We start from the raw sequence: 21,121 nt of genomic DNA on the forward strand, positions 1-21,121 counted from the left end.
CAGACTCGGCATCATGTTGGAGACCTCGGCACGACTCCTGCGGCTGCTCTCGCTCCTCCAGGCGCACCGCGACTGGTCGGGCGCCGATCTCGCCGACCGCCTCGGTGTCACCCCACGCACCGTGCGCAGGGACGTCGACCGGCTGCGTGAGCTCGGCTACCCCGTCAACGCCAGCCCGGGCACCGGCGGCGGCTACCAGCTGGGCGCGGGCGCCGAACTCCCGCCGCTGCTGCTGGACGACGACGAGGCGGTCGCCGTCGCCGTCGGGCTGCGCACGGCCGCCGGACAGGGCATCGAGGGCATCGGCGAGACCTCCGTACGCGCCCTCGCCAAGCTGGAGCAGGTACTGCCGAGCCGGCTGCGGCGCCGTGTGGGCGCCCTCAACGCCTTCACCGTGCCGATGCTGCGCGGCCCGCAGGCCTCCGCCGTCGACCCGGCCCTGCTGACCGAACTGGCGAACCTCTGCCGGGACGCCGAACGCCTCCGCTTCGCGTACAGCGACCACGACGGCACCGCCACCCGCCGCACGGTCGAACCGCACCGCCTGGTGTGCAGCGAGCGCCGCTGGTACCTGGTCGCCTGGGACCTGGACCGCGACGACTGGCGTACGTTCCGCGTCGACCGCATCACGCCGAGGCCGCCGCACGGCCCGCGCTTCACACCGCGCACCCCGCCCGCCGAGGACCTCGCCGCCTACGTCTCCAGGGGCGTCTCCACGCGCGCGTACGCCTCGCACGCCGTCGTACGGCTGCTGGTGCCCCTCGAGGAGGCCGCCGAGCGGATCTCACCGAGCGCCGGGCAGCTGGAGGCGGACGGCCCGGACGCGTGTGTGCTGCGCACCGGTGCCGCGAGTCTGGACGTGATGGTGATCCACGTGATGATGACGGGGTTCGAGTTCGAGGTGCTGGAGCCGGCCGAGCTGACCGAGGCGATCAGGACCGCTCGTGACCGGCTTGCTCGCTCGTTGGCTCGGGCTGCGGCGTCAGCGCCGCCAGTTCGGGATGGTGCAGATCGAACGCCGGGGACTCGGAGCGGACCTTCGGCAGGGTGTTGAAGTTGTGCCGCGGCGGCGGGCAGGAGGTCGCCCACTCCAGGGAGCGGCCGTAGCCCCAGGGGTCGTCGGAGTCGACCTTCTCGCCGTACTTGGCGGTCTTCCAGACGTTGTAGAGGAACGGCAGCGTCGACATGCCGAGCAGGAACGCGCCGATCGTCGAGATCGTGTTGAGAGCCGTGAACCCGTCGGCGGCGAGATAGTCCGCGTACCGGCGCGGCATGCCCTCCGCGCCCAGCCAGTGCTGCACCAGGAACGTGGTGTGGAAGCCCACGAACAGCGTCCAGAACTGGATCTTGCCGAGGCGCTCGTCGAGCATCTTGCCGGTGAACTTGGGCCACCAGAAGTAGAACCCGCCGAAGATCGCGAAGACCACGGTGCCGAACACGACGTAGTGGAAGTGCGCGACCACGAAATAGGTGTCCGAGACATGGAAGTCCAGCGGCGGTGACGCCAGGATCACCCCGGTCAGACCGCCGAACAGGAAGGTCACCAGGAAGCCCGTCGCCCACAGCATCGGCGTCTCGAAGGACAGCGAGCCCTTGATCATGGTGCCGATCCAGTTGAAGAACTTCACGCCGGTCGGCACGGCGATCAGGAACGTCATGAAGGCGAAGAACGGCAGCAGCACCCCGCCGGTGACGAACATGTGGTGCGCCCACACCACGACGGACAGACCGGTGATCGCCATCGTCGCGCCGACCAGCGTGAGATAGCCGAAGAGCGGCTTGCGGCTGAAGACCGGGAGGATCTCCGTGACGATGCCGAAGAACGGCAGGGCGATGATGTAGACCTCGGGATGGCCGAAGAACCAGAACAGGTGCTGCCACAGCAGGGCACCGCCGTTGGCCGAGTCGAAGACCTGCGCCCCGAACCGCCGGTCCGCCTCCAGGCACAGCAGCGCCGCCGCGAGCACCGGGAACGCCATCAGGATCAGGATCGACGTGAACAGCGTGTTCCAGGTGAAGATCGACATCCGGAACATCGTCATGCCGGGGGCGCGCATCCCGATGATCGTGGTGATGAAGTTGACCGCGCCGAGGATCGTGCCGAAGCCCGCCAGCGCCAGGCCCATGATCCACAGATCGGGTCCGACGCCGGGCGAGCGCACCTCGCTGTTGAGCGGCGCGTAGGCGAACCAGCCGAAGGCGGCGGGACCGTCCGGCACGAACAGCGAGCCGAGCACGACGAGACCGCCGAACAGGAAGAACCAGTACGACAGCATGTTCAGGCGCGGGAAGGCGACGTCGGGGGAGCCGATCTGCAGGGGCATCAGCTCGTTGGCGAAGCCCGCGAACATCGGGGTCGCGAAGAGCAGCAGCATGATCGTGCCGTGCATCGTGAACAACTGGTTGAACTGGTTGTTGTCCATGATCTGCAGCCCGGGCCGGGCGAGCTCGGCGCGCATCATCAGCGCCATCACCCCGCCGATCAGGAAGAAGGCGAAGGAGGTGATCAGATAGAGGTGGCCGATCTTCTTGTGGTCGGTGGTCGTCAGCCAGTCGACGACCACCCGCCCCTGCCGAGTGGGCACCGGTCGCGCCGCCGTGTGTACGGTCTGGGTCCCCATCGCTCGCTCGCCCCTTCGCTCGTCGCGCCCCGGGTCCGCCGCAGCCCGCGGACACCTGGCCGCGAGCTCACGCCATGATGCTCGCGTCGCCGTGTGCTCCGACAGGGGGCGTGCGGGGATTCTGTGCTGGAGCCATGGATTTCCTATGCGCTGTCAGCTCCCGCGAAGCCGCCGGAATCGATCGGGAAAGAAGTCCGGAGGCAGTTCTGACGGCACTTTCCGCCGGGGAATTCGAAGAGTGTTCGCGACACGCGGCAATTACGTTCGATTGCCTGCGGAAGGCGTAGGGACGCGTCCGTTCGTGTGACGGACCGGACCCGAAACGCGTGTCGTGGTCCTGTGACAGAAGTGTGACCGGAGGGGGATACGTGTCCGTCGGGCAGCGGGGGACGGGCCCCGCTTCCCTGCCCGCCGGAGAAGGCCTAGCGTGGCGGCATGGCACCGATTCCCACTCCGCCTGCGGAGCCCCAGGACAGTCCCGACGCGTACGTCGGCCTCGACGCGGCCGGAGCCGAGCGGCTCGCACGGGAACGCGGATGGTCGACGGTCCGCGCGCTGCCGCCGGGGGCGATCATCACCATGGAGTACCGCGTGGGCAGGATGAACTTCGAGGTCGAGGAGGACCGCGTGGTGCGGGCCTGGAAGGGCTGAGAAGGCCCGCCAAGCTCCCTGCCGGGCAGGTCCGGCAGGTCCGGCAGGCCCAGCAGGCTCGGGAGGTCTGGCAGGTCCGGCTTACGGCGAAGGCCCCGGTTCCAGGGCGGAACCGGGGCCTTCCTTGTGCGGGGGTGGTTGTGCGTACCGGCCCCGCTGTCCGTGTGCCGGTCAGGCGCCCGGCACGGGTCTGGCCGTCGAGGCCGCCGCACCGCGCGTGACACGGTCCGACTGCGGTGGGCGGCGGCTGCCGACCGGGGTGACCGGTGTGCGCTCCGAGCGGGCCGTGTGCGGGCCCTGGGACAGGTAGGCGGGCCCACGGGCCGTGCGGGACGACGAGGCGGCCGTGCCGCGCGCGGCCGCCTCGTCCTGCGGCGACGTGGCGGTCGCACGCGGCTTGAGCAGCACCGGAGAGCCGGCCGGAGCGGCCGGGGCCGGGGCCGGGGCGGTGCCACGGGCGCGCCAGCGGTCGCGCAGGTCGAAGAGAGCGACCTCGGCGCGGGCGATCAGCGGCTCGCACCAGGGCAGGGCCAGCAGGACCAGCAGTCCGGCGGCCCAGCCGAGGAGCACATCGCTCAGCCAGTGCGTACCGAGGTAGACGGTGGCCATCCCGACGCCCAGCGCGGTCACGGCGGACAGCGCGGACAGCCAGCGGCGGGCTCTCGGGGTGGAGGCGAGGTAGGCCAGGATGCCCCAGGTCACCACGGCATTGGCGGTGTGGCCGCTGGGGAATATATCGCCGCCCAGACCCATCTCGTTCGAGCCGATCGTCGTCGCGTAGTGCGGTCCCAGGCGGCCCATGCCGATCTTGGCGGCGCCGACCGTGATGTTCAGCAGCAGCAGCGAGGTGCCCAGGGTCAGCAGCGGGCGCAGCGTGTGCTGCCGCCAGGAACGCCAGCCCAGCCAGGCCGCGACCATGACGGCGGTCGGGCCGCGCTGGCCCAGCACCACGTAGTAGTCCACGAACCAGTGGATATGCGACCACTGCTGGTAGGGCCGGAAGAACATGACCTGCCAGTCCAGGCGGACCAGCCAGGAGGTGGTCACGACGGCCCACACGATCGCCAGATAGAAGGCCAGGGTCCCGGTGAGCAACGCGACCCTGTGCCGGCTCATCTTCGGCACATCGATGAGGGCCGGCCGTTCGGGCTCCCGGTCCAGTCTGGCGAACACCCGGTCCAGACGGGTGAGGTTTCGTTCGGTACGCACCCAATCGACGTTACAGCGAGTGAGCTCAGTTCTCCGTCGATTCAGCGGCTTTGTGATGACGATGTGATGTGGGATTCCTCTCAGCTGCGGCTTTATTTCCGAGGAATCCGCAATGCCCGGCGGCGCCTCCCTTCAATTCCTTTGATCATTCCGCGAATCAGTTTTATGGGACTTATGAATTCGTTCACCGAATGCTGGGACGGATTTTCCCGGACGCTCACCGCCCGCACAGGGCGGTCACGGCGGCCCCGAGCCGTTCAGCCAGAACGCTCCGTAGACGGCCGACGCCGCCGCGACACCGCCCACCACCAGCGCCGATCTCGATGTGCGCAGCCGTGACAGGGCCAGGGCGAGGGGCAGCAGCAGCGGGAAGGCCGGCAGCAGCAGACGCGGTTTCGAGCCGAAGTAGCTCGACGCGCACAGGGCCAGTGCGGTGACCACACCCGCGTAGACCAGGAGGGGCAGGGGCTGGCGCCCGCGTACACAGGCGACGTACAGCCAGATCACCAGGCCGACCCCGACGATCAGGCCCGCGCCCGCGAGCGCGGACGGAAATGACGTGAACTTGTCGGCGACGAAGCGGGCGAAGGCGGCGCCGCCGTCGAAGCCGTTGCGCCAGCCGGCCTGGACGTCCAGATAGCCGAGCGGGCCCTTGCCGGTGCGGTGGCCGACCCACAGGACGTATCCGGCGGCGCCCAGCGGCGCCACGAGCATCGCGAGGAGGCGCGGTACCGCTCCGGGGGCGCGCGACGCGTCCGGCGCGCCCTCGGATGCACCGACGCGCTCCGAGGGGTCGTCCGCGGACGCCACGGGGGCGCGTTCGCCCGCGCGGGCGACGCGTGCGTCCGCTGCGCCTCCGCCTCGCCCGAACGAGACGATCGCCGCGGCCCACACGGCCGCGACGACCGCGAGCCCGACCGGCCGGGTCAGCCCCGCCAGCGCGGCCAGGGCGCCCGCCGCCGGCCAGCGGCCGGTCAGCACGGCGTACAGCGACCAGGCGGCGAGCGCGGTGAACAGCGACTCGCTGTACGCCATCGACTGCACGATCCCGACGGGCAGCACGGCCCACAGCAGCACGGCACAGACCCCCGCCCTGCGCCCGTACACATGGTCCGTGACCGCGAAGATCCCCCAGGCCGCGGCGAGCGAGGCGAGCAGGCTCACGACGAAGCCGGCGTCCGCGTACGACAGGGGCGTGACCGCGTGCAGCAGCCGCTCCAGCCAGGGCAGCAGGGGAAAGAAGGCCAGGTTGGAGTGGACATCGCCGTTGGGCAGCCGCACCTCGTAGCCGTAGCCCAGATCCGCCACCCTCGTGTACCACAGTGCATCCCAGCGGGCCGTCAGCAGGGTGTACGCGCTCTTGTCGCGTGCCGCGCTCCACACGGCCAGCACGACCAGGCCCAGGGCGCGCACGGCCGCATACCCGAGGAGGGCCGGGACGGCGCGGCGCAGGGCCCCGTCCCGGGGCGGGGCCGCACGCGTCGCAAGATCGGTCACGGGCTCGATTATCGGTGGCGGCGCAACCGCCGGGCCGGGCGGGGCGTGAACCAGGAGGAGGGGAAGTGGCGTACGCCACACCGGTCCGCGCGAACTCTGAGAGGTCCGCCACGTGCCCCCGCCGGGAACTCGCGTACGCTGACGTGTCACTCGCCTTCGTTGCGCGGGCCGGAGACCACCGCTCCTCTCCGGCCGAGTCATGGGGAGTCCCCCACCCATGTGCCCGCCGAATGCGAGGGAACATCTGGGAGGTACGTACATGTCCGGGACGACCACGGCCGCCGCTGCGCTGCGCCGTCGGGCGGCCGGGGCCGGTGCAAACCGCTGGGTCGTCCTCGTCGTCCTCTGCGTGAGCCTGCTGCTGGTCGCGGTCGACGCGACCGTGCTGCACGTGGCGGTGCCCGCCGTCACCGAGGACCTCAGGCCCGGCGCGATGGAACTGCTCTGGATCGTCGACGTCTATCCCCTCGTCTGCGCCTCGCTGCTGATCCTCTTCGGCACGCTCGGCGACCGGGTCGGCCGCAGACGGATCCTCCTTCTCGGATACGCCCTCTTCGGCCTCGCCTCCGCTCTCGCGGCCCTCGCCCGTGACCCGCAGATCCTGATCCTCGCGCGGGCGCTGCTCGGCGTCGGTGGCGCGATGATCATGCCCGCGACGCTCTCGATCCTCCGCCAGGTCTTTCCCGACCGGCGCGAGCGGGCGCTCGCCATAGGTGTCTGGAGCGCCGTCGCCGCGGTCGGCGCGGCCGTCGGCCCGCTGCTCGGCGGGTTTCTTTTGGAGCACTTCTGGTGGGGCTCGGTCTTCCTCGTCAACATCCCGCTGATGCTGGTCAGCCTGCCGGTGGGACGACTCCTGCTGCCCGAGTCGCGCGGCACGGGCGACGGTCCCTGGGACGTGGTCGGCGCGCTGATGGCCGCGGCCGGGCTCTTCGGCGTCGTCTTCGGCGTGAAGCGGCTCGGCGGCGGGGAGCCGCCGGCGAGTGTGCTCACCCTGGCGCCGCTGGTGGTGGGAGCGGTGCTGCTGGTCCTGTTCGTACGGCGGCAGCGGCGGCGTACGCACCCGCTGGTGGACCTCGCGATGTTCTCCCGCCCGGCCTTCAGCACCTCGGTCGGCTGCATCGTCCTCGCCATGCTCGCCCTGGTCGGGCTGGAGCTGATCGCGGCGCAGTATCTGCAGCTGGTGCTGGGACTCTCCCCGCTGGAGACGGGGCTGCGGCTGCTGCCGCTGACGTTCGCCGCGATGGCCGCCGGGCTCGCGGGCGCGCGCATGCTGCGGCGGTTCGGGCCGCGCCGGATGGTGTGCTTCGGGTTCTGCCTGACGGCCGTCGCGGTGCTGCTGCTGACGGCGATGGGCGGCACGGACAATCCGAGCCTGCTGGTGTCCGCCTTCGTCGTCCTGGGCTTCGGCCTGGAGACCACGCTCTTCGGCGCGTACGAGTCGATGCTGAGCGAGGCGCCGCCCGCCCAGGCCGGCGGGGCCGCGGCCGTGGGGGAGACCTCGTACCAGCTGGGTGCCGGGATCGGCATCGCGCTGCTCGGCAGCGTGATGAACGCGGCGTACGCGCCCGGCCTGTCGTCCGTCCCCGGTGTCCCGTCCGCCTCCTCGGCCGCGGCCCGGCACTCGCTGGGGGAGGCCTACGAGGTCGCCGGGCGCCTCGGCGGACCGGTCGGGGTGGCGCTGCGCCGGGCGGCCCAGGACTCGTTCGTGCACGGGCTGCATGTGACGCTGCTGGTGAGCGCGGGTCTGCTGCTGATGGGAGCGGCCATGGCGCTGCGGCTGCCGCGGGTCATGCAGTGCGCGGAGCCCGCGCCGAAGGTGGAACTGCCCGCGCCGAGGGAGATGGCGGACTCCCGCGTCTCCGCGTGACCCGTACCGGCCGGGTGTGACCCGGTGCCACTGGACGTGCGGGACACTGCGTCGTAACGTCGGCTCCGAAATCTTAACTAGCGCTGCTAGTTTTCAGGAGAGCACTGCACGAGTGTCGGAGGGTGTCCCATGGCCACGTCCGCGAAGTTGCCCCCGTTCGACCCCGCCGACCCGCTCGGGATCGACGACCTGCTGGAGCCGGAGGACCTCGCGGTCCGGGACACCGTGCGGTCCTGGGCGGCCGACCGGGTGCTGCCCCATGTCGCCGAGTGGTACGAGAAGGGCGAACTGCCCGGCGTCCACGAGCTCGCCAAGGAGCTCGGCTCGATGGGCGCGCTCGGCATGTCGCTCAGCGGATACGGGTGCGCCGGAGCGAGCGCCGTGCAGTACGGCCTCGCCTGTCTGGAGCTGGAGGCCGCCGACTCCGGAATCCGGTCCCTGGTCTCCGTGCAGGGCTCGCTCGCGATGTACGCCATCCACCGCTTCGGCAGCGAGGAGCAGAAGCAGCAGTGGCTGCCGCGCATGGCCGCCGGCGAGGTCATCGGATGCTTCGGGCTGACCGAGCCGGACCACGGCTCCGACCCCGCCTCCATGCGCACGTACGCCAAGCGCGACGGCGGCGACTGGGTTCTCAACGGCCGCAAGATGTGGATCACCAACGGCTCCGTGGCCGGCGTCGCGGTCGTCTGGGCGCGGACCGACGACGGGATCCGCGGATTCGTGGTGCCCACCGACAGCGCCGGGTTCTCCGCGCCCGAGATCAAGCACAAGTGGTCGCTGCGGGCCAGCGTCACCAGCGAACTCGTCCTCGACGACGTACGGCTGCCCGCCGACGCCGTACTGCCGGAGGTGGTCGGGCTCAAGGGACCGCTCAGCTGTCTCTCGCACGCCCGTTACGGCATCGTCTGGGGCGCCATGGGCGCGGCGCGCAGCTCCTTCGAGGCGGCCGTCGACTACGCGAAGTCGCGGGAGCAGTTCGGGCGGCCCATCGGGGGCTTCCAGCTCACCCAGGCCAAACTCGCCGACATGGCGGTCGAACTGCACAAGGGGATTCTGCTCGCCCACCATCTGGGGCGGCGCATGGACGCCGGCCGCCTGCGTCCGGAGCAGGTCAGCTTCGGCAAGCTCAACAACGTACGGGAGGCGATCGAGATCTGCCGTACGGCGCGCACCATCCTGGGGGCCAACGGGATCTCGCTGGAATACCCCGTCATGCGGCACGCGACCAACCTCGAGTCGGTGCTGACGTACGAAGGCACCGTCGAGATGCACCAGCTCGTGCTGGGCAAGGCGCTCACCGGACTCGACGCCTTCCGGTGAACCCTGCGCGGGGGCAGGGCCGGTGAGCGGCCCTGCCTCAGCTCTGGTTGAAGAAACCGTCCGCGCGGTGCGCCGCCGGGTCCTGGCTCACGATCTCCGTGTCGGCCGGAGTCAGCAGGAAGACGCGGTTGGAGACCCGGTCGATCGAACCGCGCAGACCGAAGATGAGTCCGGCCGCGAAGTCCACGACGCGCTTGGCGTCGGAGGCCTCCATGGCGGTGAGGTTCATGATGACCGGCACGCCCTCGCGGAACAGTTCGCCGATGGCGCGTGCGTCCCGGAAGCTGTCGGGGGTCACCGTGCCGATACGGCGGCCCTTTTCCTCTGCGGTGTCCGAGGCCACCTTGACCCTCGGGTCGGTGACCCAGGCATCCCCGGGCTGCTCGGTCCCTTCGGAGTAGTCGTCGTCGTAGTAACGCTCGTCATCGTTGTCGTCGACGAGGCCAAGCCAGGCACTCGCCTTGCGTACCGATCCCATGGACGCCTCCTCTCACAGCGGTCCTTCTGCTCTCCGCAGTCCCTATGGTCATCCATGATGCGGTTGGCGCGCCAAGTGGATAGACGCCGCACGGGGGGTTTGTGACGGTACTGGTGCAGAGCGAATACGTCGAGAGCCCGGGTACCCCAAGGGTCTTGCAGTATGCGGATGCTGACTGTGAGTGAAATATGATTCTTCGCGGCGTATGGGTGATGGGCGGGGCGTACGGGTGAACGGGGTGGTCGATACGATGCGGCCGCGCAACCACGTCGCATCAGCCGTAACAGCCTGATCGGCAGCCTCACAAGCAGCGCGTGTCACGGGGGAGATCGTCATGTTCGGAATCGTCAGGCCCTGCACCCATCGGCTCGGAGAACATCTCAAGTCCCAATGGATGGCGCACTTGTGCGGGCTGTGTCTCGCGCTGCGCACGGACCACGGGCAGTTCGCGCGGATCGTGACCAACTACGACGGGCTGCTGATATCGGTTCTGACGGAGGCTCAGGCCGAACGGACGGGCCGTTGGCGGCGCACGGCGGGACCCTGTCCGCTGCGCGGGATGCGGACCGCCTCCGTCGCGCAGGGCGAAGGGGCACGGCTCGCGGCGGCCGTCTCGCTGGTGCTCGCCTCGGCCAAGGTGCGGGACCACGTGGCCGACGGGGACGGGCTGCTGGCCCGCAGGCCGGTGGCGCTCGCCGCGCGCCGGGTGGCGTCGAGCTGGGGTGCGGCAGGCGCTCGTACGGGATCGGACGTCGGGTTCGACACGGCGGTTCTCGTGGACGCCGTGGACCGGCAGCTCGGCATCGAGACGCTCGCCGGGCCGGGGACGCCTGTCCTCACGGTCACCGAACCGACCGAGACGGCGACGGCCGCGGCCTTCGCGCACACCGCGGTGCTGGCGGGCCGGCCGGGCAACGCCGAGCCGCTCGCCGAGGCGGGGCGGCTGTTCGGACGGCTCGCGCATCTGCTGGACGCCGTGGAGGACCAGGAGGCCGACGCCGCCTCGGGTGCCTGGAACCCGCTCTCCGCGACCGGGACCTCGCTGCCGGAGGCGCGGCGGCTCGCCGACGACGCCCTGCACGGGATACGGCTCGCCCTGCGCGAGGTGGAGTTCACGGAGGGCCGGCTGGCGCACCGGCTGCTCGTGCACGAACTGCGCAGCTCCGTCGACCGCGCCTTCGGCACCGCCTCGTGCGCGCACGGGTCCGCGCCGACGCTTGCGGGACCGTACGCGCCGCCCGGCGGTCCGGGCGGGCCGCCGCGGTCCCCGGAGCCGCCGCGGCGCAACCCGCGCGGGCTGCTGGCCGGCTGCGCGGTGTGGGCGGGGCTGGCCTGTACGTGCCAGTTGTGCTGCGGCGAGTACGAGGACCCGTGGAGCCGTGAGCGCAAGGACGGACTGTGCAAGGACGCGGACTGCGGCGATTGCTGTGACTGCTGCAACTGCTGTGACTGCGACGGGTGCGACTGCTGCGACTGCGGGTGCGACTGCAGCTGCTGACCCGGGCGGTGCCGTTGTCGTGAACGCTCGGCGGGTCCGGGACGTAGAGCAGGTCGAGGACGCGAAGGCAGTCCGGCCGCTCGAAAGGACCAGGGATCATGCCCGGCCGCTGTGACAGGACCGTCCCGCTCGCCGTGAAGGTCGTGGTGAGCGGGGGAGTCGGGGTCGGCAAGACCACGTTCATCGGCGCCATTTCGGAGATGGAACCGCTGGACACCGAGGCGGCGATCACGCATGTGTCGATGGGCGTCGACACGCTCGACGGGGCGGAGTCCAGGACGACCAGGACCGTCGCGCTCGACTTCGGGCGGATCACGCTCGATCCGACGATCGCGCTGTATCTGTTCGGGGCGCCCGGATCCGGTGCTCAGGAGCAGAGGCGGATCTCCTTCATGTGGGAGGAGCTGGCGGAGGGCGCGCTCGGAACGGTGATCCTCGCGGACACCCGGCGGATCGAGGACTGCTACCCGGCCGTCGACTACTTCGAGGACCGGGGCGTGCCGTTCGTCCTCGCCGTGAACCGGTTCGAGGACGCCGAGCCGCTCGAACCGGACGAGGTCCGCAGGGTGCTGGGACTTCGCGGTGATGTGCCGGTGCTCGAATGCGATGCGCGTGAGCGGGATTCGGTGCGGGACGTGCTGGGCGCGCTGATGGACCGGGTGCTGGGGGAGCGGGCGGTGACGGCGCGTTAGCGGAGGGGGACCGACAGCGGCCAACCCGGCACAGGCCGTTCAGTCTCCGAGTTCCGGCGGGGAGATCTGTGACTTCTCGATGGCCGAACCCGTGGTCCCCCACTTCTTGAGGATCTTTTGGTAAGTCCCGTCGCCTATCAGCTCGTTCACCGCCGCCTGAAACGCGGGAGCCAGCCGGGAGCCCTTCTTGAAGGCGAAGCCCACGTCCAGGCGGTGGTACTCATTGAGGAACTTCAGGCCCTGCTGATGGGCCACGGCATACCGCAGACCGTTGATGGTGGACATCACCACGTCGCTGCGGCCCTGCTGCAGGGAGGACCACAGGGCGCCCTGTTCGCCGTAGGTCTGCACCTCGTAGGGCTTCTTGCCGGCGGCGGTGCAGGTCTTCTTGTTCTCCTCCAGCGTTGCCTCGAAGGTGGTGCCCGCGCCGGTGGCGACGTTCAGGCCGCACAGCTGCTTCAGGTCCGTCACCTTGGAGAGCTTGCTGTCCTTGCGGGTGGCGAAGCCCTGGCCGTCGTTGATGTACGTGACGAAGTCGATCGTCCTGCGGCGCTCGTCGGTGACGCCGAAGTTGCTGGCGCCGAAGTCGTACTTGCCGCTGTCGAGGGCCGGCAGGATCGCTTCGAACCCGGCCTGCTCGGTTCTGAGCCGGATGCCGAGCACCTTGGCCACGGCATCGGCGAAGTCGACGTCCTGGCCGGTCAGGGTCTTGCCGTCGGACAGATAGGTCGTGCCGGGCGGGGTGCCGCCGACGCTGATGGCGACCGTGAGGCTCTTCACGCCCTCCGGCAGCAGTGCGGCTGCCGCCTTGTCCTTGTGGATGGCCGAGACTACGTCCGTGGTGGGGACCGCGTCGGACGCCCCCGCCGCGCCCGCGGCATCGGCGGTGCCGTCCGGGCCCGTACCGCAGGCCGTGAGGAGCAGCGTCGCCGCGGTGATCAGAACGAAGGGGGTGATGAGCCCATTTCGGGCAGGCAGGGGTGTGCGCATGGCTGGGCGGACTCCTGGGAGCGAGAGGCGCGGAGCAGCGGGAAACAGGGCGGAGGGAAGGGCGGAGCGAGGGGAGGGCGCGTGTGAAGGCGAGGAGGGAGAACGCAAAAGAGCGCCCCGGAACGTCAGGGGCGGTGCAGGGGGTCAGCTCAACAGGAGGAGGACCACACGCGACCGAAGTCGATGTGGGAGCGCTTGACCAGCCACTGCTGTGGATGCATGGGCCAAGTGGAACAGGCATCCGGTGGTGCGTCAACCGGCTTGAGACGTACGGCTCACAGTTCGGACAGCCTTGACAGCAAGGGGAAACGCACCCGTAGTCTCGAAGGGCGGCCCTGCTGAGGGGCTCGGCCGCTCCCGTGTGAAGGCATCACCGTGTTCGACTCAGCTCACGGAGCCTTCGCATGTCTTCCGACACCCTCGCCAAGATCCCCGCCGTCCCGGACGCACCGGACCACGCCGACTCCCTGCGGATCGTGCCGCAGCGCCGGTTCGGCCAGTGGGCCGCCGCCGTAGTCGTGCTCGCACTCCTCGGGCTCGCCCTCACCTCCGTCCTGCGCAACAAGGCGTTCCAATGGGGCGTCGTCGCCGACTACTTCACCTCGGACGCCGTGCTGCGCGGGCTGTGGCTCACCCTGTGGCTGACCGCGGTCGTCATGGTGCTCGGCTTCGCCCTCGGCACCCTGCTCGCCGTGTTCAGGCTGTCCGCCAACCCCGTGCTGCGCAGCGTCAGTTGGGGATACGTATGGCTGTTCCGCTCGATACCGGTGCTGGTCCAGCTGCTGCTGTGGTTCAACATCGGGGCGCTGTACCCGGAGTTGTTCGGGGTGAAGACGGTCGATCTGCTCGGGCCCGCCCAGGTCGCCGTCGTCGGACTCACCCTGCACGAGGCCGCGTACGCCGCCGAGGTGGTGCGCGGCGGACTGCTGTCCGTCGAGCGCGGGCAGATCGAGGCCGCCCAGGCGCTCGGTCTGAGCAGGTGGCGGCGGCTGCGGCGGATCGTGCTGCCGCAGGCGATGCGCTCCATCGTGCCGCCCGCCGGGAACATGCTGATCGGCACCCTCAAGGGCACCGCCATCGTCAGCGTCATCGCAGTGAACGACCTGCTGTTCTCCGCCCAGTTGATCTACCACCGCACCTACCAGGTGATCCCGCTGCTGATGGTGGCCACCCTCTGGTACACCGTCGTCACCTCGGTCCTCGGCGTCGGCCAGTACTACGTGGAGCGGCACTACGCCCGCGGTTCGGAGCGCGCCCGATGAGGCCCTCCCTGGTGATCGTCGGGGCCGGGCCACGGGGGACCGGTCTCATCGAGCGGATCGCCGCCAACGCGCCCGAGCTGTACGCCGGTTCGGGCCTCGACATCCATCTCGTGGACCCCTACCCGCCCGGCTCCGGACGGATCTGGCGCGCGACGCAGTCACCGCTGATGTGGATGAACTCGCACGCCGAGGACATCACGATGTTCACCGACGAGACGGTGGCCATGGAGGGGCCGGTGATCGGCGGCCCCACCCTGCACGAGTGGGCCCGCATCGACGGCCGGGTCTTCGCGGACCGCCGGCTGCAGGGCTCGTATCTGCGCTGGGTGCACGAGCGGGCCGTCGCCGCCCTGCCCGCGGACGTCACCGTCCACCACCACGCACGGCGGGCCCTGCGGGTCGGCGGCCCGCGCGAGGGCCGGCAGCAGGTGTGGCTGGAGGGTCGCCCGCGCCCGCTCCTCGCCGACCTGGTGGTGCTCGCGCTCGGTCATCTCGACGCCGAACCGGACGACGAACAGGCGGAGTTGGCGGCGTACGCGCGCACGCACGACCTGGTCCACCTCGCGCCCGACTTCACCGCCGACTCCGACCTGTCCGCGCTGAGGGCGGGCGAACCGGTCCTCGTGCGCGGGTTCGGGCTCGCCTTCGTCGACCTGATGGTGCTGCTGACCGAGGGCCGGGGCGGACGCCACGACGGCGACACCTATGTGCCGTCGGGACAGGAGCCGGTGCTGTACGTCGGCTCGCGCCGCGGAGTGCCGTACCACTCGAAGATCGGCTACGACTGGAGCGGCGAACGCCCGCCGCTGCCACGGTTCTTCGGGCCTGCCGAGGTCGAGGCGCTGCTCGCGCGGCCCGGCGGGTTCGACTTCCGGCGGGACGTGTGGCCGCTGGTGGAGAAGGAACTGGGATTCGCCCACTACCACCGGCTGTTCACCGCGCATCCGGAGCGGACGAACGGTGCCTGGAGCGACTTCGAGGAGAAGTACGCGGCGACGTCCCGGGCGGCGCAGCGGGAGGCGCTCGTGGTGGCGGCCGTGCCCGATCCCGTGGACCGGCTCGACCTGGACGCGCTCGACCGCCCACTGGAGGGGGTGCGGTACGCCTCCTTCGAACAGTTCCAGGAGGCGCTGCGCGGGTATGTGGAGCATGATCTGACCAGACGTCATAATCCGTACCACAGCCCTGACTTGGCAGTGTTCCTCGGTCTGCTCTCCGTCTACGGGCAGTTGGTCCGCCTCGGTGGCGTCGGGCCCTGGTGGCACGGCTTCTTCAGCTATCTGGCCTCGGGGCCGCCCGGGCCGCGGCTGCGGCACATCCCCGCTCTGTCCAGGGCCGGAGTCCTGAAGTTCGTCGGCGCCGACATGTCCGTCACCACCGAGGACGGGATGTTCCGCGCGTCGAGCCCCACCGTGCCGGGCTTCTCCGTCCGTGCGCGGGCGCTCGTCGAGGCGCGGCTGCCCGCGCCCACCGTCGCACGGGCCCGCGACACCCTGCTGCGCGAACTGCACGCCGAGGGCGCCGCCGAGACGCCCGACGGACTGCTCCGGGTCGACCCCGCCGACGGGCGGATCCTCGACCGGGCCGGGCGGCCGCATCCCCGACGGTTCGCGCTCGGGCCCTACACCGACGGCCGCACACCCGGTGCCTTCACCCGGCCGCGCACCGGCGGTCCGGCGTTCCGGCAGAACGACGCGACGGCACGGGCGGCGCTGCGGTTCCTGGCGGGGCTCGCCTCACGGGCCGCCGCATGACCACCCCGAACTCCCGCCTACGGCAAGGAATCACGCGATGAGCGTCATGGTCGACATCAGATCCGTCCGCAAGAGCTTCGGCGCGCTGACGGTCCTCAAGGGCATCGATCTGCAGGTACGGAGCGGTGAGGTCACCGTCGTGCTCGGCCCGTCCGGCTCCGGCAAGTCGACGCTGCTGCGCACCATCAACCATCTGGAGAAGGTGGACCAGGGCGTGATCAGCGTGGACGGCACCCTGATCGGCTACCGGCGCTCCGGCGACCGGCTGTACGAACTGCCCGAGCGCGAGGTGCTCAAGCAGCGCACCCGGATCGGCTTCGTGTTTCAGAACTTCCATCTGTTCCCCCATCTCACGGTGGAGGAGAACATCACCGAGGCACCGGTGTCCGCGCTGAAGCGGCCGCGCAAGGAGGCCGTGGAGAACGCGCGCGGGCTGCTCGCGCGGGTCGGCCTGGCCGACAAGGCCGAGGCGTATCCCCGGCAGCTGTCGGGCGGACAGCAGCAGCGGGTCGCCATCGCCCGCGCGCTCGCCCTGGAGCCGAAGCTGCTGCTGTTCGACGAACCGACCTCCGCGCTCGACCCCGAGCTGGTCGGTGAAGTGCTGGACGTCATCCGGGACTTGGCCGGTCAGGGCACCACGATGATCGTCGTCACGCACGAGATCGGGTTCGCCCGCGAGGTCGCCGACAACGTCGTCTTCATGGACGACGGCAGGATCGTCGAGCAGGGCCCGCCGGCCGACGTACTGGACCGGCCGCAGCAGGAACGTACCCGCGCATTTCTGTCCAAGGTCCTCTGATCCCCAGGTTCTCCGGAAAGGCTTCCTCCTCATGACCTCAACTCCCGCGCGGGGCCTGCTGCACCTCGCCGCCGCGATCAGCCAGGGGGCGGTGTACGGCACCGAGGCCGAGGTCGAGGCGGTACGGCTCGCCGAACGCGGCGGACTCGACTTCGTGACGCTCGACGACACCTCCGCCGATCCCGTCACCCTCCTGTCCCGCCTCGCCTCCGCCACCACGCGCATCGGTCTGGTGCCCGCCGCCACGAGTGCGCGCACCGAGCCCGGTCAGGTGCCTGGTCAGGCGCGGGCGGCGGGCGCCGCGCCCGCCCGGACCGGCCGGCGGATCGACGCGGCGACGGCGCAGGACGAGGCCCGGGGTGATGCCCGGGAAGAGAATGCCCGGGACGATGCCCGGGACGAGAAGCGGGACGCCGGGCCGTGCCCGCCCCGGGACCGCCCCGTCCGCGTCATCGACGCCACCGAGGCGCAGGCGCGGCGCGCCGCGGCCCTGTACGCCGACGTGGTGCTCGTGCGCGTCGCGACCGCCGTACAGGCAGCCGCCGTACGGGACCAAGTCCGAAGGACCGCCGAGGAGTCGGGGCGTGATCCTGGCGCCCTGCGCATCCTCGCGAGCCTTCTGGTCGACCTCGGCGACGGGGAGTACGCGGCCGCGCCCGGGCACGGCGGGGGCGGCCCCCGGCAGACCGCACAGGGCCCGCACTACCGGGGCGGACCCGTGGACCTCGCCGAGCTGATCGCCACCTGGCACGCGAACGGCATCGTCGACGGCTTCCACTTCACGCCCGTCGAGCCGCGCCGTGACCTGGAGCGGCTGGTCAACGGGACGGTGGCCCTGCTCCAGCACCGCGGTCTGTTCCGCACCTTCTACCCGGGTAGCACGCTGAGGGAGCATCTGGACCTCGTCGGGCGGTCCGACCGGGCCGCGGTTGGCGGGAACTCGCGGTTGTTCAAGGCCTGACGGCCGAAAGGCGCCCTTGCGCCGACCGGTCGGTCGGCCGAATACTCCCGGCAAGCGCTTGTCAGGGGCACGGCGTGTCCGAAATCCGGATGCCCGCACCCTGACTGCGCCTCACGGGGCCCCGACCCCACGCGGGCCCCCCGACTTCCTTCTTGGAGGAACGAAGTGAGGATCAAGCGCACTACCCCCCGCAGCGGCATTACGAGACGGACCCGGCTGATCGCCGTCACCACCGGACTCCTGGCCGCCGCCGCGTTCGCGGTCCCCAGCGCCAACGCGTCCACCGTCACCCCCTTCAGCACCGCCCAGCTCAAGAGCGCGAACGACTCGGTCCTCAAGGCCGATGTCCCCGGCACCGCCTGGGCCGTCGACAGCAAGACCAACCGGGTCGTCGTCACCGTCGACAGCACGGTCTCCAAGGCCGAGATCGCCAAGATCAAGCAGCAGGCCGGAAGCAACGCCGACGCCCTCACCATCAAGCACACGCCCGGTCAGTTCAAGAAGCTGATCACCGGCGGAGACGCCATCTACGGCGGCTCCTACCGCTGCTCGCTCGGCTTCAACGTGCACAGCGGAAGCACCTACTACTTCCTGACCGCCGGCCACTGCGGTGAGGTCGCCTCCACCTGGTACTCCAACTCCGGCCACACCACGGTGCTGGGCACCAACGTCAGCTACAGCTTCCCGACCAACGATTTCGCGCTGGTCCGCTACACCAACTCCTCGGTCGCGCACCCGAGCGCGGTCGGCAGCCAGACCATCACCCGCGCGGCCACCCCGAGTGTCGGCACGACGGTCTACCGTCGCGGCTCCACCACCGGCACCCACAGCGGCCGGGTCACCGCCCTGAACGCCACCGTCAACTACGGCGGCGGCGACGTCGTCTACGGCATGATCCAGACCACGGTCTGCGCCGAGGGCGGCGACAGCGGCGGCCCGCTGTACAGCGGTTCGACGGCGTACGGTCTGACCTCCGGCGGCAGCGGCAACTGCACCTCCGGCGGCACGACCTTCTTCCAGCCGGTCACCGAGGCCCTCAGCTACTACGGCGTGAGCGTCGGCTGACGTAGTCCCGACCGGCACACCGGCACCGAGCGAGCCCCCGCAGGCAACTGCAGTGCGGGGGCTCGCCCTTGTCCGCACCCCGGCGTTACCTTCGAAGTACAGGCAGTACGCCTGGTGTATCGACTCCTCCGCAATACGCACATACGCCCACTTCGGACCCTGGGGGGCCGACATGGTCGAGGAGCTGGTGGCCACGGGAGTGGTCCTCGCGTCCGCCGGAACGGTGTACCTGATGGCCGCAGCGCGCGTCGTCAAACAGTACGAGCGCGGTGTGGTGTTCCGGCTCGGCAGGCTCCGCTCCCGTGTGCGCGAGCCGGGCTTCACGATGATCGTGCCGTTCGTGGACCGGCTCCAGAAGGTCAATATGCAGGTGGTGACGATGCCGGTGCCCGCGCAGGAGGGCATCACCCGAGACAACGTCACCGTGCGCGTGGACGCCGTCGTCTACTTCAAGGTGACCGCGCCGGCCGAGGCGGTCGTACGGGTCGAGGACTACCGGTTCGCCGTCGCGCAGATGGCGCAGACCTCGCTGAGGTCGATCATCGGCAAGAGCGAGCTGGACGATCTGCTCTCCAACCGCGAGAAGCTCAACCAGGGGCTGGAGTTGATGATCGACAGTCCGGCGGTGGAGTGGGGCGTCACCATCGACCGGGTCGAGATCAAGGACGTCTCGCTGCCGGAGACGATGAAGCGCTCGATGGCCCGGCAGGCCGAGGCCGATCGTGACCGCCGGGCCCGGGTCATCAACGCGGACGCCGAGTTGCAGGCCTCGAGGAAGCTCGCCGAGGCCGCGCAGCAGATGGCGGACACTCCCGCCGCGCTCCAACTGCGGCTGCTGCAGACGGTGACGGCGGTCGCCGCCGAGAAGAACTCCACGCTCGTCCTGCCCTTCCCGGTGGAGCTGCTGCGCTTCCTGGAGAAGGCGCAGCACACCGCCGCGGCGCCGCAGCAGGCGCCTTCGCAGATCGACCGGCAACCGGTGCAGGAGCAACTGCCCGCGGCAGAACCGCGGATGGACCCGAACGGCGACAGGTCGAATTTCGGACAGGACTAGACCTTACCCAGTGCGAGCGCGTTACTCGCTCGTAGTGTTTGCAGAGCGAAGACGTGGGCTGACCGTGGTCTGTCAAAAATCAGGGGCGCATATGGCGCGTTCTACGCGCGTCTCGAAGAAGCCCTTGTGTGCTCCCTGTCGGCCTCGGGATAGTAGGCGCTGTTCAACGCCTTCCGGTTCGTGAGGTCCCCACAACCTCCCGGGCCGATCCCCCCACAGGAGGACGTCAGTTGAAGCACCGACGCATACCCAAGCGACGCGTGGCCGTGGCCGGCGCGGGTGTCACCGCGCTCATCGCCGCCGCAGTCACCTTCCAGACTGCGAACGCGAGTGAGACTCCGAAGACCCCCGAGCCGCAGACCCTGTCGGCCGTGGCGGCCGGAAAGCTCGCCTCGACCCTCGGCAAGGACCTCGGCGCGGACGCGGCGGGCACGTTCTACGACGCGAAGGCCAAGAGCCTCGTGGTGAACGTCCTGGACGAGACCGCCGCCAAGACCGTGCAGGCGGCCGGCGCCAAGGCCAGAATCGTCGAGAACTCCCTCGCCGAGCTCAAGAGCGCCCGTACGACGCTCAAGCAGGACGCGACCATCCCCGGCACCTCCTGGGTGACGGACCCCACGACCAACAAGGTCGTCGTCACCGCCGACCGCACGGTCTCCAAGGCCGAGTGGGCCAAGCTGACCAAGGTCGTCGACGGGCTCGGCTCGGTGGCCGAAGTCAAGCGCACGCAGGGGGAGTTCAAGCCCTTCATCGCGGGCGGCGACGCGATCACCGGCTCGGGCGGGCGCTGCTCGCTCGGCTTCAACGTGGTCAAGGGCGGCCAGCCGTACTTCATCACGGCCGGGCACTGCACCGAGGCCATCTCCACCTGGTCCGACTCCAGCGGCAACGAGATCGGCACCAACGAGCAGTCCAGCTTCCCGGACAACGACTTCGGTCTGGTCAAGTACACCTCGAACGTGGACCACCCGAGCGAGGTCGACCTCTACAACGGCTCCACGCAGAAGATCACCAAGGCCGCCGACGCCACGGTCGGCGAGAAGGTGCAGCGCAGCGGCTCGACGACCCAGGTGCACGACGGCACGGTCACCGGCCTGGACGCCACCGTGAACTACGGCAACGGCGACATCGTCAACGGTCTCATCCAGACCGACGTCTGCGCCGAGCCCGGCGACAGCGGCGGCTCGCTCTTCGACGGCGAGTCGGCCATCGGCCTCACCTCCGGCGGCAGCGGCGACTGCACCTCCGGCGGCGAGACGTTCTTCCAGCCGGTCACCGAGGCGCTCTCGACCTTCGGTGCCGAGATCGGCTGATCACCGCTCGACCTGTTCGACCTGTCAGTGGAGTCCCGCCCCGCGCGCGAGGGGCGGGACTTCCGCGTTTTCCGCGTTTGCGCAGGTGGG

The 21,121-nt window shown here is 70.2% G+C and carries 17 protein-coding genes and 1 pseudogene; 13 read left to right on the forward strand and 5 right to left on the reverse strand.

What is annotated here, in order from left to right; translation table 11 throughout:
- Window positions 1–13: 13 nt before the first annotated feature.
- Window positions 14–1,054, forward strand: coding sequence for a helix-turn-helix transcriptional regulator (locus MQN93_RS28135; RefSeq protein ID WP_242711770.1), 1,041 nt, complete (start codon window positions 14–16; stop codon window positions 1,052–1,054).
- Here MQN93_RS28135 and ctaD read toward each other — a convergent pair.
- Window positions 1,053–2,621, reverse strand: a pseudogene (gene ctaD, locus MQN93_RS28140) (aa3-type cytochrome oxidase subunit I); the annotation flags it as partial. The gene MQN93_RS28135 and the pseudogene ctaD sit on opposite strands and share 2 nt — an antisense overlap.
- 435 nt (window positions 2,622–3,056) lie before the next feature.
- Between ctaD and MQN93_RS28145 the strand changes: the two are divergent.
- Window positions 3,057–3,272, forward strand: coding sequence for an I78 family peptidase inhibitor (locus MQN93_RS28145; RefSeq protein ID WP_016434541.1), 216 nt, complete (start codon window positions 3,057–3,059; stop codon window positions 3,270–3,272).
- Window positions 3,273–3,443: 171 nt separating this feature from the next.
- Here the strand turns inward: MQN93_RS28145 and MQN93_RS28150 are convergent, their stop codons facing one another.
- Window positions 3,444–4,481: a phosphatase PAP2 family protein gene (locus MQN93_RS28150; protein WP_242711771.1), complete on the reverse strand. Its 1,038-nt coding sequence runs from the start codon at window positions 4,479–4,481 to the stop codon at window positions 3,444–3,446.
- 237 nt (window positions 4,482–4,718) lie between these two features.
- Window positions 4,719–5,978: a glycosyltransferase family 39 protein gene (locus tag MQN93_RS28155; protein ID WP_242711772.1), complete on the reverse strand. Its 1,260-nt coding sequence runs from the start codon at window positions 5,976–5,978 to the stop codon at window positions 4,719–4,721.
- Between the two features lie 259 nt (window positions 5,979–6,237).
- On the opposite strand from MQN93_RS28155, the gene MQN93_RS28160 reads away from it, so the two are divergent.
- Complete coding sequence (locus MQN93_RS28160; RefSeq protein WP_242711773.1) at window positions 6,238–7,845, forward strand: MFS transporter; 1,608 nt, start codon at window positions 6,238–6,240, stop codon at window positions 7,843–7,845.
- 129 nt (window positions 7,846–7,974) lie between these two features.
- Window positions 7,975–9,165, forward strand: a complete 1,191-nt coding sequence (locus MQN93_RS28165) for an acyl-CoA dehydrogenase family protein (RefSeq protein ID WP_242711774.1) — start codon at window positions 7,975–7,977, stop codon at window positions 9,163–9,165.
- A gap of 37 nt (window positions 9,166–9,202) precedes the next feature.
- On the opposite strand, the gene MQN93_RS28170 is transcribed toward MQN93_RS28165, so the two are convergent.
- A complete protein-coding gene (locus MQN93_RS28170) occupies window positions 9,203–9,643 on the reverse strand; it encodes a cell division protein SepF (RefSeq protein WP_016434536.1) in 441 nt (146 codons plus the stop codon).
- A gap of 334 nt (window positions 9,644–9,977) precedes the next feature.
- On the opposite strand from MQN93_RS28170, the gene MQN93_RS28175 reads away from it, so the two are divergent.
- Together MQN93_RS28175 and MQN93_RS28180 are read left to right on the forward strand one after the other, a co-directional pair.
- On the forward strand, window positions 9,978–11,141 hold the full coding sequence (locus MQN93_RS28175; protein ID WP_242711775.1) for a DUF5685 family protein: 1,164 nt from the start codon (window positions 9,978–9,980) through the stop codon (window positions 11,139–11,141).
- A gap of 98 nt (window positions 11,142–11,239) precedes the next feature.
- On the forward strand, window positions 11,240–11,833 hold the full coding sequence (locus MQN93_RS28180; protein WP_242711776.1) for a GTP-binding protein: 594 nt from the start codon (window positions 11,240–11,242) through the stop codon (window positions 11,831–11,833).
- 39 nt (window positions 11,834–11,872) lie between these two features.
- On the opposite strand, the gene MQN93_RS28185 is transcribed toward MQN93_RS28180, so the two are convergent.
- Entirely contained in the window at window positions 11,873–12,823 is a 951-nt protein-coding gene (locus MQN93_RS28185) for an ABC transporter substrate-binding protein (RefSeq protein ID WP_242711777.1), read from the reverse strand.
- Between the two features lie 404 nt (window positions 12,824–13,227).
- Here MQN93_RS28185 and MQN93_RS28190 point away from each other — a divergent pair, with 404 nt between their 5' ends.
- The 7 genes from MQN93_RS28190 to MQN93_RS28220 all read left to right on the forward strand — a co-directional run bounded on the left by MQN93_RS28190 (window position 13,228) and on the right by MQN93_RS28220 (window position 21,031).
- Window positions 13,228–14,085 (forward strand): amino acid ABC transporter permease, encoded by an 858-nt coding sequence (locus MQN93_RS28190; protein ID WP_242711778.1) that lies wholly within the window; start codon window positions 13,228–13,230, stop codon window positions 14,083–14,085.
- Complete coding sequence (locus MQN93_RS28195) at window positions 14,082–15,839, forward strand: FAD/NAD(P)-binding protein (RefSeq protein ID WP_242711779.1); 1,758 nt, start codon at window positions 14,082–14,084, stop codon at window positions 15,837–15,839. The genes MQN93_RS28190 and MQN93_RS28195 overlap by 4 nt, the downstream gene beginning before the upstream one ends.
- A 37-nt stretch (window positions 15,840–15,876) precedes the next feature.
- A complete protein-coding gene (locus tag MQN93_RS28200) occupies window positions 15,877–16,638 on the forward strand; it encodes an amino acid ABC transporter ATP-binding protein (RefSeq protein ID WP_278191261.1) in 762 nt (253 codons plus the stop codon).
- Between the two features lie 31 nt (window positions 16,639–16,669).
- Entirely contained in the window at window positions 16,670–17,599 is a 930-nt protein-coding gene (locus MQN93_RS28205) for an LLM class oxidoreductase (protein WP_242711780.1), read from the forward strand.
- Between the two features lie 165 nt (window positions 17,600–17,764).
- A complete protein-coding gene (locus MQN93_RS28210) occupies window positions 17,765–18,664 on the forward strand; it encodes a S1 family peptidase (RefSeq protein WP_016434528.1) in 900 nt (299 codons plus the stop codon).
- Between the two features lie 172 nt (window positions 18,665–18,836).
- On the forward strand, window positions 18,837–19,718 hold the full coding sequence (locus MQN93_RS28215; RefSeq protein ID WP_242711781.1) for a slipin family protein: 882 nt from the start codon (window positions 18,837–18,839) through the stop codon (window positions 19,716–19,718).
- Window positions 19,719–19,948: 230 nt separating this feature from the next.
- Window positions 19,949–21,031: a S1 family peptidase gene (locus MQN93_RS28220; protein WP_242711782.1), complete on the forward strand. Its 1,083-nt coding sequence runs from the start codon at window positions 19,949–19,951 to the stop codon at window positions 21,029–21,031.
- Window positions 21,032–21,121 lie beyond the last annotated feature (90 nt).

The sequence above is a fragment of the Streptomyces spinosisporus genome (assembly GCF_022698145.1).
In the GTDB taxonomy this organism is placed as follows: domain Bacteria; phylum Actinomycetota; class Actinomycetes; order Streptomycetales; family Streptomycetaceae; genus Streptomyces; species Streptomyces spinosisporus.

Coding starts and splice junctions, on each gene's coding strand:
- MQN93_RS28195 (WP_242711779.1), top strand. CDS start 14,082: ATGAGGCCCTCCCTGGTGATCGTCGGGGCCGGGCCACGGGGGACCGGT.
- MQN93_RS28200 (WP_278191261.1), top strand. CDS start 15,877: ATGAGCGTCATGGTCGACATCAGATCCGTCCGCAAGAGCTTCGGCGCG.
- MQN93_RS28185 (WP_242711777.1), bottom strand. CDS start 12,823: ATGCGCACACCCCTGCCTGCCCGAAATGGGCTCATCACCCCCTTCGTT.
- MQN93_RS28165 (WP_242711774.1), top strand. CDS start 7,975: ATGGCCACGTCCGCGAAGTTGCCCCCGTTCGACCCCGCCGACCCGCTC.
- MQN93_RS28175 (WP_242711775.1), top strand. CDS start 9,978: ATGTTCGGAATCGTCAGGCCCTGCACCCATCGGCTCGGAGAACATCTC.
- MQN93_RS28180 (WP_242711776.1), top strand. CDS start 11,240: ATGCCCGGCCGCTGTGACAGGACCGTCCCGCTCGCCGTGAAGGTCGTG.
- MQN93_RS28190 (WP_242711778.1), top strand. CDS start 13,228: ATGTCTTCCGACACCCTCGCCAAGATCCCCGCCGTCCCGGACGCACCG.
- MQN93_RS28135 (WP_242711770.1), top strand. CDS start 14: ATGTTGGAGACCTCGGCACGACTCCTGCGGCTGCTCTCGCTCCTCCAG.
- MQN93_RS28160 (WP_242711773.1), top strand. CDS start 6,238: ATGTCCGGGACGACCACGGCCGCCGCTGCGCTGCGCCGTCGGGCGGCC.
- MQN93_RS28205 (WP_242711780.1), top strand. CDS start 16,670: ATGACCTCAACTCCCGCGCGGGGCCTGCTGCACCTCGCCGCCGCGATC.
- MQN93_RS28215 (WP_242711781.1), top strand. CDS start 18,837: ATGGTCGAGGAGCTGGTGGCCACGGGAGTGGTCCTCGCGTCCGCCGGA.
- MQN93_RS28145 (WP_016434541.1), top strand. CDS start 3,057: ATGGCACCGATTCCCACTCCGCCTGCGGAGCCCCAGGACAGTCCCGAC.
- MQN93_RS28170 (WP_016434536.1), bottom strand. CDS start 9,643: ATGGGATCGGTACGCAAGGCGAGTGCCTGGCTTGGCCTCGTCGACGAC.